Genomic DNA, 16745 nt, shown 5'->3' with positions numbered 1-16745 from the left:
AGCGACATCTGAGCGCCGGCAGATCCCGCCCCGCTGGGGCTCGTGTGCCTTTTCGCACTCCAACTATAAACATTTCGCCCCGCCGGGGCTGTCACCACAAAATCCGATGTGACCAGGAGTTTTTTGTGCCTTTTTGCGGCAAGGACTTCCGCCTAGCAAATAGCTTGCCTTAATCCCATTGAGCGTGAGCGCTCCCCGTACTGCATCTCAATTCTCTTGTTCGCGTGGATTGCGCGACGGCCCGGGCAAGGCCTTGCGCGGCAACTTTTCATTCCGCATCGCCGCGTTGTAGGCAAAGACCGCCGCGACCGTGGCGACCTGTACCATCTCGTCGCGCACGACGTGATCCACCACGTCCATGTTGGAATGGTGTGTGCGCGAGTTGTATTCCAGCCGCTCTTGCACAAATTGGAAGCCGGGCAAACCGACGGCTTCGAACGAGAGGTGATCGGTGCTCGTGACTGAGCGCGGGCTGATGATCGTGACGCCGAGGTCGCGCAACGGGTCGGCCCACTGCTCAAAGACTTTCATCGCGGCGAGATTGCCTTGCGACCAGACGCCACGGATGTGCCCGGTGCCGTTGTCGAGGTTGAAATACGCGGCCAGCTTGGCGTGGTCGGGTTTGAGTTGCATGTTGGTCGGATCGGCGAAATGCTCTTTGACGTAGGCGCGCGAACCGAGCAGCCCTTCCTCTTCGCCGCCCCAGAGGCCGATGCGGATGGTGCGGCGCGGCTTGGCTCCGACCGCTTTGAGAATGCGCAGGGCTTCCATCATCGCGGCGCTGCCGGTGGCGTTGTCGGTCGCGCCGGTGCCTGAATGATGCGAATCGAAATGCGCGCCGATCATTACGACTTCGTTGGCGAGGTCGCTGCCGGGGATTTCGGCGATCACGTTGAAGCCCTTGCTGGCAGCCTCTTCGTGAAATTCGGCTTGGATGTTGAGTTCGACTTTGACCGGCAGGTTGCGTTCGAGAATGCGCACCATGCGGTTGTAATGTTCGACGGCGAGCACGACCTGGGGCGGAACCTTGCCCGCGTTCGCGGCATCGCGTGGCCCGCCCGATTGCACGAAAATCGTGCCGCCATCTGTGTGCTGCGTTTGCCACGAAAGATCGCTGCCGCCTGCGGACAGGTCGCCATCGCTGCCGCGTTCGAAGATAGCGGCGACGCCTTCTTCAAGGAAAAATTTTTGCACTTTGGTTTGGAGTTCACGCAGGCGCGCGAAATCACCGCCGCCTGCTGCCGCTCCGCCGCCACGTCCGCCACCGGCTTGGCGCGCAGGCGGAATCGGCGTGGTCATGGCCTCTTTGATGTCGGTGTCATTCATCCGCAGCACCAACCGGTCTTCCAGCATTCTGACGGCACGGGCCGGTTGCGTCAGCACGATTTTGCCTTTCAGCTTGCCACGATATTTTTCAATGTCGGCTTCGTTGCGGATGTTGGCGAGGGCGACCTCGGCGTTGATGCGCCCTTGGGTGCCGGGCGTCCACGACTTGGGATAGCCGATCAGCGGCGCGACTTGCGGTTCGGTCATGTGCGCGTCGAAACGCACCAGCGACCAGCCTTTGCCGAACGGCCACTCTTCTTCGTGAATGTTGGCGAGGCCCCATTCCTGAAATTTCTTTTGCGCCCAGGTGCTGGCCTGCTTGATCGCGGGTGAGCCGGTCAGGCGCGGGCCGTATATATCCGAGAGCCAAACGATGTGTTCCATCACTTGCGAACGCTGCAAACCTTCGTCGCGGATTTTGCCGAGCATGGCGTAATCGAGCGGCTCTTGTGTTTGGGCATTGAGCGGGAAGGGCAGCAACGAAAAGACGAGAGCGAGTGAAAGGACTTGGCGAATGAACACGGTTAGCCTCCTGTTGGGCGCGTTGCGCGGTTAAGTGAGTCTTGGTTTGTTAGGAATTTGCGCCAGGTGGTGAAGCCCTGAAAGGGCGACATTCAATAGCCAGGGGCAACGCCCCTGGTGCCACGTTCGAATGAGTGAAAAGCTTATTGCGCTTATTGCGCCCTTTCAGGGCTTGTATTTTACTTCGCTTCGCCGTTACCCAGGGCGTTGCCCTGGGCTATTGGATGTCGCCCTTTCAGGGCTTAGGAAATTGTCACATTGCATTATACGCCAGGCACTGCATAAGGCACTTCGCGCCCGCGTGCCGTCACCCGCTCGACGCGCACGATGCGGCCTTGTTCGACGATCAGCGCGTGATCGAAATTGTTGACCGTCGGGCACACGTGGCGCGGGACTAAATACAAATACTCGCCGATGGTCGGAGCGGTTGCGCCCGCCGGGACATTGATGGGCAGATGCTCTTCGCTGGGTTTGTCGGGCTGCAATTCGGGGCGGCCCAACACCGTGCAGGTCGGTACGCCCGCATCCGCCGAGACGGCTTTGTGGCCCGCGTCGCAGGTGATGCGCTGGGCAGTCGGTTGGCTGACGACGTTGGCGACGACGAGCGCCGCCGGTTCGTAGCCCCATTCAGCAGGCAATTGGCCCGTGCTGGTGCAATCACCGTAAACGACCGTGCCCGGCGAGACGCGCTGAATGAAGGGCGCGTCGTTGAAGGGTTGATACGTGATCGCGCAAGGGAAGGCGGGCGTGCCGGCGGTGACGACCTCTTCGACAATGATCCCGGCAGTGTTGAGCACGGTGACCAATTCCATCAAGTGATCGTAATTTTGATGCGCCATCACTTCGCGCGTAGCGAGATCGGCGTACTTGCTCATGTGACCGTCGTAAACATGCAGGCCGCGAAAGATCAGCCCGGTGGCTTCGATGGCTTGGGCCAGCGCGACCAGTTCCGGCGTGCGGTCTTGTTCGAGGCCGGTGCGATCCAGGCCGGAGTTCACGTCAATGAAAAGGCCCACGCGGCTGCCCGTCCAGGCGTTGATCTGCGCGGCGTTTTCGACCAGCGCGGAGATGCGGCAGTGCGGCAACTGTTCGGCCAATGCACAGACGCGCCGCGCATTCGCGCCCATCATCGGATAGGCGACCAGGATGTCAGTGGCTCCGGCGGCGGCGGCCGTTTGCAATTCGAGCGTCGTCGCACACTTGACGTTGACGACGCCTTGCGCGGCCAATTGATGCATCACGAAGCCAAGCTTGGAGGTTTTGACGTGGGGCCGCCAGCGATTGGCATCGCCGCCCAGCGCGCGAATGGTCACGGCGATGTTGTGCACAACCTTGTCGGCGTAAATGAGCAGCGCGGGCGTTTGCACGGATGCGATCTCGGCGATTTGGTAAGCGGCGAGGGCGGGGAATTGGGCGAGTGCGGGTTTGGGTTCTGCCATAATCCTACGTTACTTCCTGTTTACGGATTGTCTTTGGGCGGATACCAACCGGCTGAAACCCATTCACGCCGGGCGGCAACTGCAAAGATGTTATTCAATCTCAACGCGAGAACAGATGCGCGTCCAGGCGCTGTCAGTCCAATAATCTGGGCGCCGTCAGCGCTCCATTTGAAATGCTTCCACCATTTCTGGCGGCGCGGATTGAAGAGGCGCAGGCGCCGATTGGTGAGCGGATCAAGGGCGAAAATTTGGGTGCCTTTGAAGGAATTGCACGAGCGGCAAGCCAGCCAAAGATTCTCTTCGTCATCAGTACCGCCATTAGCGCTCGCCAGGATGTGCTCAAGTTCCAATTCCCAAGGCAGCAGGTGTTGTGGCGTTAAGCAGTAACCGCAGCGATGACCCGCCGCCAACCGGACACGCATCTCAATTTCAATGGGGATTTCTTTGCGGCTCACGATGTCAATGGCGCGCGTAAGCCTCGGCGTACTGCTTCATTCAACGCTTGGGCTTTACGCACTAAACACTCGTGGTAGACCTGCATCAGCGCCGCAAGCTGATTGCGGTCTGCTTCATTCAACGTCCCGTTCTCTTGGCGCGCCAGCAGTTGGCCCAGACGCTTGCCTTGTTTTTCGTTCATGCGTAACTCGCTGGCCGCCAGCAATTCCTGATTGGGAAGCGCGGTCACTGGGGTTAGATCAAGCTCAGTTGTGCCAAGCGGGGCTAGTGCGCCTTCAATGGTTTCCGCCAACACGTTTGCGAGGTCGCTGTTCATCAACTGCGCCAACCGCGTTGCGTGCAAGTAAACATTGTCAGGTAAATTGACGGTGACTTCCGTTGCCATAAAACCTCTTCGCTTCAAATGCTAGGCGGCGGCGTTGCTCGCTGTTTGTTGCTCAGACAGCGCCGAGCGCAACATCATCACCGCCGTATACACCACCACCACAATCACCAGCCAGCGCACGTAATACAACGGCAACGATTTGACGATATAGGCCGCGATCAACACCGCTGGAATGCCGCCCAGCGCCAAGCCGACCGCCGCGCGCAGATTGTAGCTGCCTTTGCTGATGAATTTCGCGCTGCCCACCGGCATCAAGAAGGCGCACGAACCCATCATGATCGGGAACGCTGTCGTCGGGTCCATACCTAAAAGCGAGATCATAATCAGACACGGCCCATACAACCCGATGCCCAGCGACATCAGCGCGCCGAGCAGGAAGTTGCCCGCGAAACCTAACACCAGCATTGTCCCGGTCAATCCTTTGGCCGTGCCAGGTGGGGCAGTTTTGCCCAATACCTGCATCAAGGTGAGACCCGCAGCGACCAACAGCGCGATGCCCATGCCGATTTGCACGTTGCGGCGCGACCAACTCGCCACAACGCCCGCACCCAGCCAGGTGCCCAGAATCGCCGCGATGATCAGCGCGATCAGCGTGGGCATATCCACATCCACAATGGCGATGTAAATAAAGGCTTGGGCCAGTGTGGGCAGCGTGTGGCCGACGTTGAGCGTGCCGGGGATGACTTCATCTTTCACCAAATGCCAGAGCTTGAAAAACGCCGTCGTCGTGGCGAACGAGCCGATGCCCAGCGTGTCGAAGAAATTCGTCACAAAGCCGATGCCCGCGTGCAAGGGCGTGGGCGTGGCGGGTTCGTGGTTGGGTTGGCGGCGGATGGCGGTGAGCCAGGTGTACAGATAGAACGCCGCAAACGCTGTGAGCGCGATGAAGAGGTAGGTTTTGGTGGTCATGGGCGCGCATACTAGCGCAGGCTTTTGGGAAAGACAAAAATCCCTGGGTACGCACGCTTCCCAGCGTGCCGCGTGGCGTCAGACTGACTCAGGCTGAAAGGAAACCCCTCCGGAGTTATTCGATCTGATACCACGCGGCACGCTGGGAAGCGTGCGTACCCAGGGCTTGACTCGTTGCGGCGCGTGTTGCAAGTTGTCCGCTCACAACCCAAAACTGGCGCGGCTCATTCCACTCATCATTCATCAAACACGGAGCAGAAACTTTATGAAGTACCCGTCAATATGGTTTGTCCGGCGCGTTCTGCCGTTGCTGACCCTCGTCTTTGGCGCAGGCATTTTGCTGAGCGGCCCACGCCTGGATTCGTTCTCGCTGCTGGAATTCGAGCCAGTAGCCGACGCCGAAACGCAGGAGGCCAAGCCAGGCGCGGATGAATGGTTTTATGAACAGCGCGCCTATCCGTTGTCAGAAATTCCGCTCGGCGTCCGCGCCAAGGCCGTCGAACAGTTGGCAGTCTTGGAAGAACGCCAGCAATTGCGCCGCCAGCAACTTTACGGCAGACAGGCCGCCGAGGTCGTGGCCGACAGCCAGCCCAAATGGGAAGCGTTGGGGCCGCGCCCGATTGGGCCGGTGGCGCGCGCCAATGCGGGCCGCGCGACGGCGCTGGCGCTCGATCCGCGCTATGACGGCGTGAACAACCAGACGATCTATGCGGGCGCGGCGCAGGGCGGCGTTTGGAAATCCAGCGACAACGGCGCGAGTTGGACGCCCCTCACGGACAACCTGCCCTCGCTCGCCATCGGCGCTATTGCGGTAGACCCCAGCAATCCCAACGTGCTTTACGTGGGCAGCGGCGAAGGCAATGCTAGCGCCGATAGTTATTTTGGCGCGGGCCTGTATAAATCGGTGGATGGCGGCGCGAGTTGGCGCGTTATCACCGGGCCGGTTGCGACCATTGCGCCGCGCGTGCCGGTGTTCCTCAACATCGCGCTCATGCACATTGCGTTTGACTCGCAGAATCCGCGCACGTTGTATGTCTGCACGCGCGCGGCGAGCAGTTACGGCCCTTCGGGCGGCGGCAGCATTACGGCGGGCGCGCCCGGCCAACGCGGCGTTTGGAAATCCATTGATGGCGGCGAAACCTGGCGCAATCTCGATCCGCTGGGCAATGGCGGGGTCACCAACGCCAATGACATCCTCATCAATCCGCAAACGCCGGGCATAGTGATCGCGGGCGTGGAAGGGCAGGGGCTGTTCCGTTCCACCGCCGGCGGCGAACCGGGCACCTGGACGAAACTCACCGAAGGTTTGCCTGCCAGCGACGTGCGCCGCATCGCCATCGCGGATGGCCCACCATTGCCGCCCGCCACGCGCCGCACGCTCTATGCCGCGTTGACCGTGGCGAGCAACAGCAACAATCTGCACGGCGTATACAAATCCACCGACGACGGCGACACCTGGACGAAGCTGGGCGTGCCCGCCAGCATCACGCAGGTCTGGTACAACCTGGCGCTGGCCGTCAATCAACAGGATGCCAACATTGTTTACTTCGGTTTGGTCGGCTTTTATCGCAGCCTGGATGGCGGGCAAACCTGGCAGGCGCAAAATGGCAGCGGCAATGGCGCGCTCCATTCAGATCAGCATTTCGCGCTGGCTGTGCCGAATAAGCCGAACATCTTTTTCATCACGAGCGATGGCGGCCTCTGGCGTTCGGACAATGCCGACGCGGCGGCGGCGATGACCTGGGCGTCGCTCAACGCCACGCTCAACACGGTGCAATTTCAGGGCGTGGCGATTCATCCGACCGATCCCAATTTCATCGTCGGCGGCACGCAAGACAACGGCACGCTGCGCTTTACCGGTGATCCGGCTTGGCTTTCTATTGCGGGCGCGGATGGCGGCTTCGCGCTGATTGACCAAACCAATCCGAATATCGTTTGGCAGAGCCAGCAGAATCAGAGCCGCACCGCGACGCAAAGCGCCAGCTTCGGCCCGCGCGTTTCGACGAACAGCGGCAACAGCGGCACGTTTACCGACCGCGGCTGCCGCGCCAGTTGCCAGCCCGTGCCCGGCAGCATGCACCCCGATGATCGCGTGGGTTTTTACGGGCCGCTGGCGCAACACACAGGTTTCACCACGCCGGGCAATGTGGTGTATTGGGGCACGCACCGTTTGTATCGCACCGCTGATCTGGGCGTGACCTGGACGGGCCTGGGGCCGAGCGCGGACGGCTTCGGCCAGGATTTGACCAACAGCACGACCGGGCGTTTGGCGGCCATCGCCGCGCAACCGAAACTGGACACGAGCACGACGCCGCCGGGCGAAATCGTCTGGACGGGTTCCAGCAACGGCATCGTGATGGTCACAACCGACGCAGGCAAACTGGCCGATGCGACTTTTACCAACGTCACCAAAGCGCCGTTGCCCAATCGCTTCGTCACGGCCATTGGCGTTGATCCGAACGAGCCGAAACGCGCTTACGTCGCCTATTCCGGCTTCAACGTCAGCACGCCCACGACGCTGGGGCATCTGTTTGTGACCGATGACCTGGGCCAAAGTTGGCGCGACATCAGCGGCGATTTGCCGGATGTGCCCGTGACGGCGGTGGAACCCGATCCGACACAAGCCGGCACGCTTTACATCGGCACCGACCTCGGCGTTTTTCAAACGACGGACGGCGGCGCGACCTGGGTGCGCTTGGGCAACGGCATGCCGCGCGTAGCCACATTCATGGTGCGTTATCAAAAGGCCACACGCAGCCTGGTCGTCGCGACGCATGGACGCGGCATTTACCGCCTGAAACTCGCCGCGCCGGTCGTGACCGTCTCATCAGCCAGCTTCAGCCGCGAGGCCTTGGCGGTCGAAGGCATCGCTTCGGCTTTCGGCACAGGCTTGGCGACACGCAGCGAGGCCGCCCAATCCATCCCGCTGCCGACGGAATTAGCGGGCACGACGGTGCGCCTGACCGATGCGAATGGCGTTGAACAACTCGCGCCACTCTTCTTTGTTTCGCCGCAGCAGGTGAATTATCAAATCCCGCCGAACGTGGCGGCGGGCGCTGTCACTGTCACGATCACCAGCGGCGACAACGCGGTTTCATTCGGCATCGAGCGTGTGCGCAACCTCGCTCCGGCCTTGTTCACGGCGAACGCCAACGGGCGCGGCGTGCCCGCCGGTTACGGCGTGCGCTTAAGCGGCGGCGTGCAATCGCCGGTCGTGATTTCGCGCCTTGATCCGCTCGCTCTGCCGCCCGCCCAGCCCGAAGCGATTGATCTGGGGCCGGAAGGCGATCAGGTCGTGCTGGTGCTCTTTGGCACGGGCTTGCGACGGCGGCCAGATTTGTCTGGGGTGGATGTCACCATTGGCGGCGTCAAAGTCCCCGCGCAATACGCGGGCGAAGTGGCGGGCCTGGTCGGTCTGGATCAACTCAACTTCGGCGTGCCGCGCAGTTTGATTGGCAAAGGCGAGGTGGATGTCATGGTGAATGCGAGCGGTGTCACAGGGAACACGGTGCGGGTGCGGATCAAATGACCTGGGTACGCACTGCTTCCAGCGTGCAGTCTTGGCAGTTACAACCCTCCTACCGGCAGGTAACCGTCTGCGGCCAAGACTGCACGCTGGAAGCGGTGCGTACCCAGGAAGGACGCGCTTGCTGATGAAGAAGCAGCAGACCCTGAGTTCATCGCAAGTTTAGCTGCGCCCGCTTGCTCCATTTTTTCGGATGCGGCTTTGGGATTTTTGGACGGGGCGTGGTTGCAAGCCCCGGTTTTTGCCATGCGTGACAGTCTTACATCTGAAGAACGAGGGACTTAGCCAGAAATTTGCAATTGCCTGCCAGCCGGAATAATACTTGCCTCGCTTTTTCTTTACGGTTGTCAAAAATACTCACTACAGTTACGAATCAGTAAGCGCATACCGGACGGAATCATCCTCTTCGCTGACTTGGCGAGGTTATCAGGAGAACTTATGAGACAAAAAAGTTTACTGCTCAGCACGCTGCTGAGCGCCCTTTTCGCAATGTTGGGTTCGAGCGTGCTGCTGGCGCAGGGCACGACCTCACGCTTGACCGGCACGGTGACGGATCAAAGCGGTGCGGCCGTTCCCGGGGCGACGGTGACGTTGACGAACGAAGCCACCAACATTTCGTTTAAGACCCAAACGAGCGACACGGGCGCTTATGCCTTTGATCTGATCCAGGCGGGGACGTATCAGGTCACGGTGGAAAAAACCGGCTTCAAGAAATTCGTTTCCAACAACAACGTCGCGCAAATCAATCAGCCCGCGACGGTGAATGTCGCCATGCAAGTGGGCGAAGTCTCGTCGCAAGTGACCGTCGAAGCCACGGCGGATGTGGTGCAAACCAGCAGTTCGGGCAACATCGGCAGCACGATCAACCAGAAATCGCTGGAAAGTTTGCCCATCGTTGGTACGCGCGGACGCAATCCGCTCGACTTGCTCAACTTTCAACCGGGCGTCGTGGTGGGCGGCAATACGGGCGGCGGCGTGAACGTGCACGGTTCGCGTGACCGCGCTTTCAATTTCACGCTGGATGGCGTGGACATCAACGAGACGAGCGCGGGTGGGTCGAATTTCACGCCCTTGCGTCCGAACCCGGATTCCTTGCAGGAATTCCAACTCGTGACCGCCAATGCCACAGCGGAATTCGGACGCAGCAGCGGCGCGCAAGTGACGCTGGTGACGCGGTCGGGCAGCAATCAGATTCACGGCAACGCCTTTGAGTATTATCAAACGCCGCGTTTCAACGCCAAGAGCTACACCGGCAACATCAACAACCTGCCCAAAGATCAATTCGTCCAGCACATCTTCGGCGGCGGCATCGGCGGCCCGATCATCAAAAACAAGCTGTTCTATTTCGGCAACCTGCAATTGCTGCGCGCTTACGACACGGCGCTGGTGACGCGCACGGTCTATACGCAAGCGGCGCGCGACGGCGTCTACCGCTATGTCGTAGGCCGCGCCAATGCGCCGAATGGCTCAGCCACACCGGCGGTGGACGCCAGCGGCAACGCGCTTGTGCCGGCCTGTTCCGCGACGGTCACGACGCTCTGCCTCGCCACCTACAACATCGCCAACAATCCGGCGAACATCACGCGCGATACGACCTTGCTGGCCGCCCTCAACGCGCAACCGCTGCCGAACAATTTCAACACGGGCGACGGACTCAATACGGCGGGTTTCAACTTCGGCTCGCCGCAACACGAGAAACAGTACGACTTCGTCACCAAGGTTGATTACACGCTGAACGAGCGCAACACCATCTATGTCCGCTATGCGCAAGGCGCGCAAAACACCTTTGGCGATTCGGCCAACGGCGGGCGTCCGATCTTCCCGACTTCGCCGAACCTGGTGGACACCTTCCGCAACCCGAAAAATCTGGCGATCAACTATCGCTGGAATCCGACCACGCACCTGATCAACGAATTCGTCCTGGGCTTGAACAAGTTCGCTTTTGCGTTTAACACCCCGCAACCCGACCCCGCCGCTTCGTTTTCGTTTATCAACGTGGCGACGGCCAACACCAATTTCATCAGCAATGCGCGCAAGCTGCGCACCTGGCAATTCATTGACAACGTCACGCTCGATTATTCGCCGCACGTCATCAAGACGGGCTTGAATTTCCGTTATGGCCGCCACACGGACGACCGTTCGTCGGTCGCGGGCATCGGGCTGGAACCGACGGTGAGCCTGGGCGGCGCGGCGGGCTATACGGGCTTTAACCTGCCTGTGTCGAGCGCGACCGGCATCAATGCGACTGATTTGACGCGCCTGCAAAATACCATCAACGATCAGTTGGGCCGCGTCAGCAGCGTCGCCCAGGCCTTTGTGTCCGATCCGAACAACCCCAGCCAGTTTGCGCCGTTGGGCACGCGCTGGAATTTCACCGCCAACTATCCTGAACTGGATTTTTATGGGCAGGACAGTTGGCGCATGCGCCCCAACTTCGTCGTTGATCTGGGGGTGCGCTGGGAAGTGAAATTGAATCCGCGTTCTGATGGCCGCCCGATTTTGGTGCCGAATCTGCCCTTTACGCTGGGCAATGCCGGCACGAACGCGCTGAAATGGGTGCCGGGCAGTTTGTTCAAAAACGATTTCAAGAAAATCCTGCCCTCCATCGGCTTTGCCTGGGACCCGTTCAAGTCGGGCAAGACTTCGATTCGCGGCAATTACCGCATCGCCTCTGACCGGCTGGCGTCGCAGTTGCTGGGCGCGAATGTCTTTCAGAACATTCCCGGCAATGCCTTGGGCGCGACGAACGCCGCGTTCGGACAAGGTGGCGGTTTGTTCCGCAACGTAGCGCCGGTCATTGCGGCGCTGGTTCCTTCGTCCACGCCGGACGCCTTGCGCCAGCCAGCGGCCTTCAGCACCAGTTCGATCAACGTGTTCGACCCCGACTTCCAATTTCCGCAAGTGCATTCGTGGTCGCTCAGCTACCAGAAAGAAATCGCGAAACAGATGGTGGTCGAGATCAATTACATCGGCAAGCATGGCGCGCATTTGACGGGCGGTTACAACGCCAATCAGGTGAACATCAACGCCAAAGTCTCCGGTCAAAGCGAAAGCTTCCTCGATGCTTTTAACGGCGTGCGCAATAGCACGACGTACAACAGTCCGCTGATCAATTTGTTGTTGACGGGCAATGCGGCGAACAACGCGGGCACCGCGTTATTCCGCACCTTGAACACTACCGCGTTGACGCAGGGCAGCGTGGCGGCCTTGGCGGTCAATGTTTCGCAACGGCTGTGCGTCGCGGCCAACGTCACGGCGGGCGTTTGCACGAGCGCGCAATTGAACCAACGGCTGTTGGACATCAACGGCTTTAGCTCGCTGTTGCAACCGTTCTCGCAATTCACCGGCGGGTTGAATGTCTTTGATAGCAGCGACTATTCCAACTATCACGCCCTCGAAGTCATCCTGCGGCGTACAGTGCGTGGCGGGAATAGTTTCCAGCTCGGGTATACGCTGGCGAAATCCCTGGACAACCGTTCGTGGGATCCCACCTTCAGCACGGTTTCGACGGCCAATAATCAATCCGCTTCGAGCACGCCGTTCAACAACGCCAACCGCCGCCTGAATTATGCGTGGTCGGATTTTGACCGCCGCCACTCGTTGCAAGGCACCTACGTTTATCAACTGCCCTTCGGCAACGGACGCAAGTTCTTTTCGGGCCTTCACCGCAGTCTTGACACCGTCATTGGCGGCTGGCAACTGGCGGGGACGTTGACGGTCACTTCGGGCCGCCCCTTCACGGTGTATTCGGGCCTGACGACGTTCAGCAACGTGGTGAATTCGCTGGCGGATTGCAACGGCTGCTCGCGCAACGAAGGCAAGCTCGTCGTTGAAAGCGGTAAGAACTTCTGGTTCGACGCCACGTCACGCGCCAAATTTAGCGCGCCCGCGCCCGGTTCCATCGGCAACACGGGCCGGAATTTCTTCCTCGAACCGCGTTACTTCCAAACGGACATTTCGCTGAGCAAGAACTTCCGCCTGACGGAACGGTTCAACTTCGACCTGCGGGTGGATGCCCGGAACTTCACTAACACGCCGTCATTTGCCGCGCCGACCGCGACGTTGACGTCCACGATTTTTGGACGCATCAACGACAGTGTGAATAGCGCGGCCCGGCGTATTCAGTTCTCCGGCAAGATCAATTTCTAGCGATTGGCTCCGGCCTTTTTCGTAGCTTGTGCTCAGCCAGGCAGCATCGGTTGGTGCTGTCTGGCTGCTCTCTTTTTCGAGAATTCAAATTCAATCTGTATCTGGAAGGAGCAATGATGAAAAAGAATCATCTTTTCGCCAACTTATTTGCGTTGCTGGCAGTCCTGGCGCTGGTCAGCCTCAACGCCTGGGCGCAAACCAGCAGTTCGCGCATTAGCGGCACCATTACCGATGCCACAGGAGCATTGGTGCCGGGCGCCAAAGTCACCATCAAGGATGAAGCGACCGGCGTGACCTACAACCAAACCACGACTGGCGCAGGACTCTTTACGTTTCCTTCGCTGCCTGTCGGCAAATACACCGTCAGCGTCGAGATGAAGGGCTTCAAGACGATCAACAAGACCGGCAACGTGCTCGAAGTCGGCACGCCGCTCGTGGTGGACGCCGTGCTCGAAGTCGGGCAGGCCAGCGAAATCGTCAACATCGAGGGCGGTTACGAACGGCTGCAAACCTCTAACGCCACCATCGGCAACGTCGTCTCGCAAAAGGCGATTGAGGCTTTGCCGCTCAACGGGCGCAATCCGCTCATTCTCATTACGCTTGAACCGGGCGTGACACAGCGTTCATTCGGCGGCATCGGCTCTGGCATTCACGTCAATGGCTCGCGCGACCGCGCTTATAACGTGACGATTGACGGTATCGAGGCGAATGAATCCACGGTGCCCAATCCGGTTTCAAACCTCTACCGCATCAACCCTGACAACATTCAGGAATACAAGGTCACGACCAACAACGCGACGGCGGAAGAAGGGCGCAACAGCGGCGCTTCGGTCTCGATTGCGACGCGCGGCGGGTCGAACGATTATCATGGCACCGTCTGGGAATTTGCCCGCAACACCGCGCTCAATGCCAACGACTTTTTCGCCAATGCGCGCGGCACGCAAAAACCCGAGGTCAAGCTGCACCAATACGGTTTGGAAGGCGGCGGCCCGATCATCAAAAACAAGACCTTCTTCTTTGGCAGTTGGCAGGGCCAGAAAGTGAAATTCACCCAGCCGATTGATCAGACGTTTGGTTTTCCGACGATTTACACACCAAGCGCACTGGCGGGCAAATACCGCTACTTCAAAGCCGATGCGGCCAATCCGTTTAGGATTAATGGAGTGGCAATCACCAATAACAGCCCCTTGCTGGTTGACCGGCGCACGGGCGCGTATGCCGCCGGCGTGCATGACTGTGTCAGCGCGACTGAACTGAACTGCGTCGCCAGTTACGACATGTTTGCCAATGACCCGCGCAAAATCGGGATTGACCCGACCGTCGCCAAGCTGTTCAGTTCCTATCCGAAGCCGAACGATTATGCAGTCGGCGATGGGTTGAACACGGCGACTTACGCCTGGAATCCGCCGACAGAAAATCAAGGGCCGAATTGGGCGGCGCGCATTGACCACACGCTCAACGCCAAAAATTCCATCTTTGGCCGCTTCCTCTATGCCGATCAGAACACCCGCAAGGGCGACCCGCTCAATGGCCGCCCGCAGGTCTTCCCCGGTTTCGCGCCGCTCGGCGAAGTTTACCGCGCGTCGAAAAACCTCTCGTTAGGCTGGCGTTCGCAACTGACGCCCTCGATCAACAATGAATTGATCATTGGCTTTTCGCGCTTCTTCTTCCTCTTCACGCAAGGCGAAGCCAATCCGGATTTCCCGAATACGCTGCCGTTTGCCAATAGCGGAAATTTCAATAACGCCAGCACGCCCTTTATCAATACGCCGCGCACGGCGCGGGGCGTGACGACGCCGCAACTGCTGGATAACGTGGGCATCGTGCATGGCGCGCATCAGATCGGCGCGGGCCTCAACATTCGGTTTTATCAGCACAACGATCAACGCGGCCAGCCGGGCGGCATCAACGTGACGCCCTCGCTTTCGTTCAGCGCCACGGTCTTGCCGCCGACATTGGGCGCGACGACGGGCATCAATGCGACCGACCTGACCCGGCTGCGCGGTACGGTCAACGATGTGCTGGGCATTCCGGCGCGGCTGACCCAGGTTTTCATCGGCGACATCAAGAGCGATACCTTCCTGCCCTTCGTCGCCAACGGCAAGGTCTCGCTCTTTGACGTAGGCACGCGCATCAAGCAGTACAACGCTTATGGGCAGGATGAATGGAAGCTGCGTCCGAATCTGACCATCAACTATGGCGTGCGCATGGAGCTGAATAGCACACCGAAAGAAGCCGCTGGCCGTGTCTACATCGCCCAGCAGCCAATTGACGGTTCACAGGGATTGGTAACGTATGGCAAGGGCAAGAGCTTTTATAACGGCGATCACGACCTCGCCTTTGGCCCGCGCCTGGGCATTGCTTGGAGTCCGGGCAAGAGCAACAAGTTCGTGATTCGCAGCGGTTACGGCATCGCCTTCGATCCGGTCTCGTCATTCCAGGTGACGGCGGTCATGGGCCGCCCGCCGGGACTGGTCACGACCTGTGTGTCAACGGTCGGCATCGCGCCCACGCCGGGTTGTGCGGCAGTGCCGTCGGATAAGCGTCTTGGCGAGGGCTTCCCGCTGGCGCTGGCGGCGCCGACGACCAAACCGTCATCCTTCTTCACGCCGCCGGCCACCTTGCTGAGCAATGCCTCGCCCGTCGCGGCCTTTGATCCGAATTATCAAATGCCGACGGTGCATCAGTGGAATCTGAGCATGCAATACGAATTGCCGAAAGGCTTCGTGGGGCAAGCGGCCTACATTGGCCGGCGTGGCACGCACCTGCAACGGGCTTATGACATCAACCAGATTGACGGCGCGCCGATCCTGAACGACTTCCGGGCGATGCAGGCGAACATTGCCAAGAACTGCACCCCCGATGGCACGGCGACGCTCGATACCACCAAACCGGGTTGCAGCGGCGGCCAGTTGATTTCTATCGTCAACTATCCGACGACGATTGCGAACAGCCCGAAAGGCCCGCTCACGCAAGCCTTCGTCAATTCCGGCACGACGATCACCGAATTGCAGCAGGGCGGCGTGGGCAGTACCGCCGGGCGCATCGAGCAAACGACACTGGCGCTGAAGCTGCGCCCGAATCAGCAGTTCGGCATCATCACCTACATTGACGCCGGCGGCGATTCTTACTACCACGCGGCGCAATTCACGCTGCGCAAACGCTTCGAGAAAGGTTTCCTGTTCGGGATGGCTTACACGTTTGCCAAATCCATTGACGACCAATCGTTTGATCCGGTGGGCGCGTCTTCGGGCGGCGGCTTGTCCACGACCAGTTCACGCGCGCCGACCACCATTCGTGACTGGCGCAACGAGCGGGCACGTTCCGACTTCGACCGGACGCACGTGCTGACGGTCAATGGCGTCTGGGAAGCGCCGTTTGGCAAGGGCAAATGGCTCGATCCGCATAACGGGGTTGCCAATATGATCGTGGGCGGCTGGAGCCTGAACGGCATCTACACCAAGATGTCGGGCGAACCGTTCTCCGTGCGCAGCAATGTCAGAACCTTGGACAACTCGCACGACTCACGCGCTTTGGTTATCAAGCCGGTTGAAGCGAAGTTGCAAGATAAAGCCGGTGTTGCCGGCCCGGTGGTCTTTGCCGACGCCAGCGCCTTTGCCATTCCCGCCGCAGGCGCGGACGGCTCAGGCCGCAACATCTTTATCTCGCCGGGCTATTGGAACGTTGATCTGGGCATTAACAAAGCGTTCCAGTTGACCGAGCGCTTCAAGCTCGATTTCCGCGCGGAGCTGTTCAACGCGCTCAACCACACGAACTTCGACAACCCGCGTGACGCCTCAACCGGTTCGCCGAGCATTCTGGCGACGACGTTCGGTCAGACGTGCTGCGCGTCGGTCGCTCCGCCGACTACCCAAACGATCATTCAGACGGGGGAAGCGGCGCGTGTGATTCAGTTCGCGTTGAAGCTGAAGTTCTAGTCCGGTTTCAAACTGAATAAACAACACACAACGGCGGTGCGGCGAGCGTTCAGCTTGTCGCACCGCCGTTGTGTGTTCTAACCTGCCGTCATTCG

General features: G+C 59.8%; 8 protein-coding genes. 3 read left to right on the top strand and 5 right to left on the bottom strand.

Translation table 11 applies throughout. The features are described 5' to 3' along the window. Positions 1–207: 207 nt before the first annotated feature. The 5 genes from HY011_28420 to HY011_28400 form a co-directional block, all read right to left on the bottom strand. A complete protein-coding gene (locus HY011_28420) occupies positions 208–1755 on the bottom strand; it encodes a M20/M25/M40 family metallo-hydrolase (GenBank protein ID MBI3426873.1) in 1548 nt (515 codons plus the stop codon). Between the two features lie 356 nt (positions 1756–2111). Beyond that, on the bottom strand, positions 2112–3287 hold the full coding sequence (locus HY011_28415) for an alanine racemase (protein MBI3426872.1): 1176 nt from the start codon (positions 3285–3287) through the stop codon (positions 2112–2114). A 20-nt stretch (positions 3288–3307) separates the two neighbouring features. After that, the gene (locus HY011_28410; protein ID MBI3426871.1) at positions 3308–3709 is read right to left on the bottom strand and encodes an HNH endonuclease; all 402 of its coding nucleotides are present in this window, start codon (positions 3707–3709) and stop codon (positions 3308–3310) included. Positions 3710–3738: 29 nt separating this feature from the next. After that, entirely contained in the window at positions 3739–4128 is a 390-nt protein-coding gene (locus tag HY011_28405) for a hypothetical protein (protein ID MBI3426870.1), read from the bottom strand. 21 nt (positions 4129–4149) lie between these two features. Then, positions 4150–5037, bottom strand: coding sequence for a sulfite exporter TauE/SafE family protein (locus HY011_28400; protein MBI3426869.1), 888 nt, complete (start codon positions 5035–5037; stop codon positions 4150–4152). Positions 5038–5302: 265 nt separating this feature from the next. Between HY011_28400 and HY011_28395 the strand changes: the two genes are divergently transcribed. From HY011_28395 to HY011_28385, 3 genes are all read left to right on the top strand, one after another. Then, on the top strand, positions 5303–8566 hold the full coding sequence (locus tag HY011_28395) for a hypothetical protein (GenBank protein MBI3426868.1): 3264 nt from the start codon (positions 5303–5305) through the stop codon (positions 8564–8566). A gap of 435 nt (positions 8567–9001) precedes the next feature. Further along, entirely contained in the window at positions 9002–12712 is a 3711-nt protein-coding gene (locus HY011_28390; GenBank protein MBI3426867.1) for a carboxypeptidase regulatory-like domain-containing protein, read from the top strand. 116 nt (positions 12713–12828) lie between these two features. Then, entirely contained in the window at positions 12829–16650 is a 3822-nt protein-coding gene (locus tag HY011_28385) for a TonB-dependent receptor (protein ID MBI3426866.1), read from the top strand. Positions 16651–16745: the final 95 nt, after the last annotated feature.

This window comes from Acidobacteriota bacterium (genome assembly GCA_016196035.1).
Taxonomy (GTDB): domain Bacteria; phylum Acidobacteriota; class Blastocatellia; order RBC074; family RBC074; genus JACPYM01.
The sequence above is the reverse complement of the archived record's forward strand: the minus strand, read 5'-3'. Positions and strand labels throughout refer to the sequence as shown.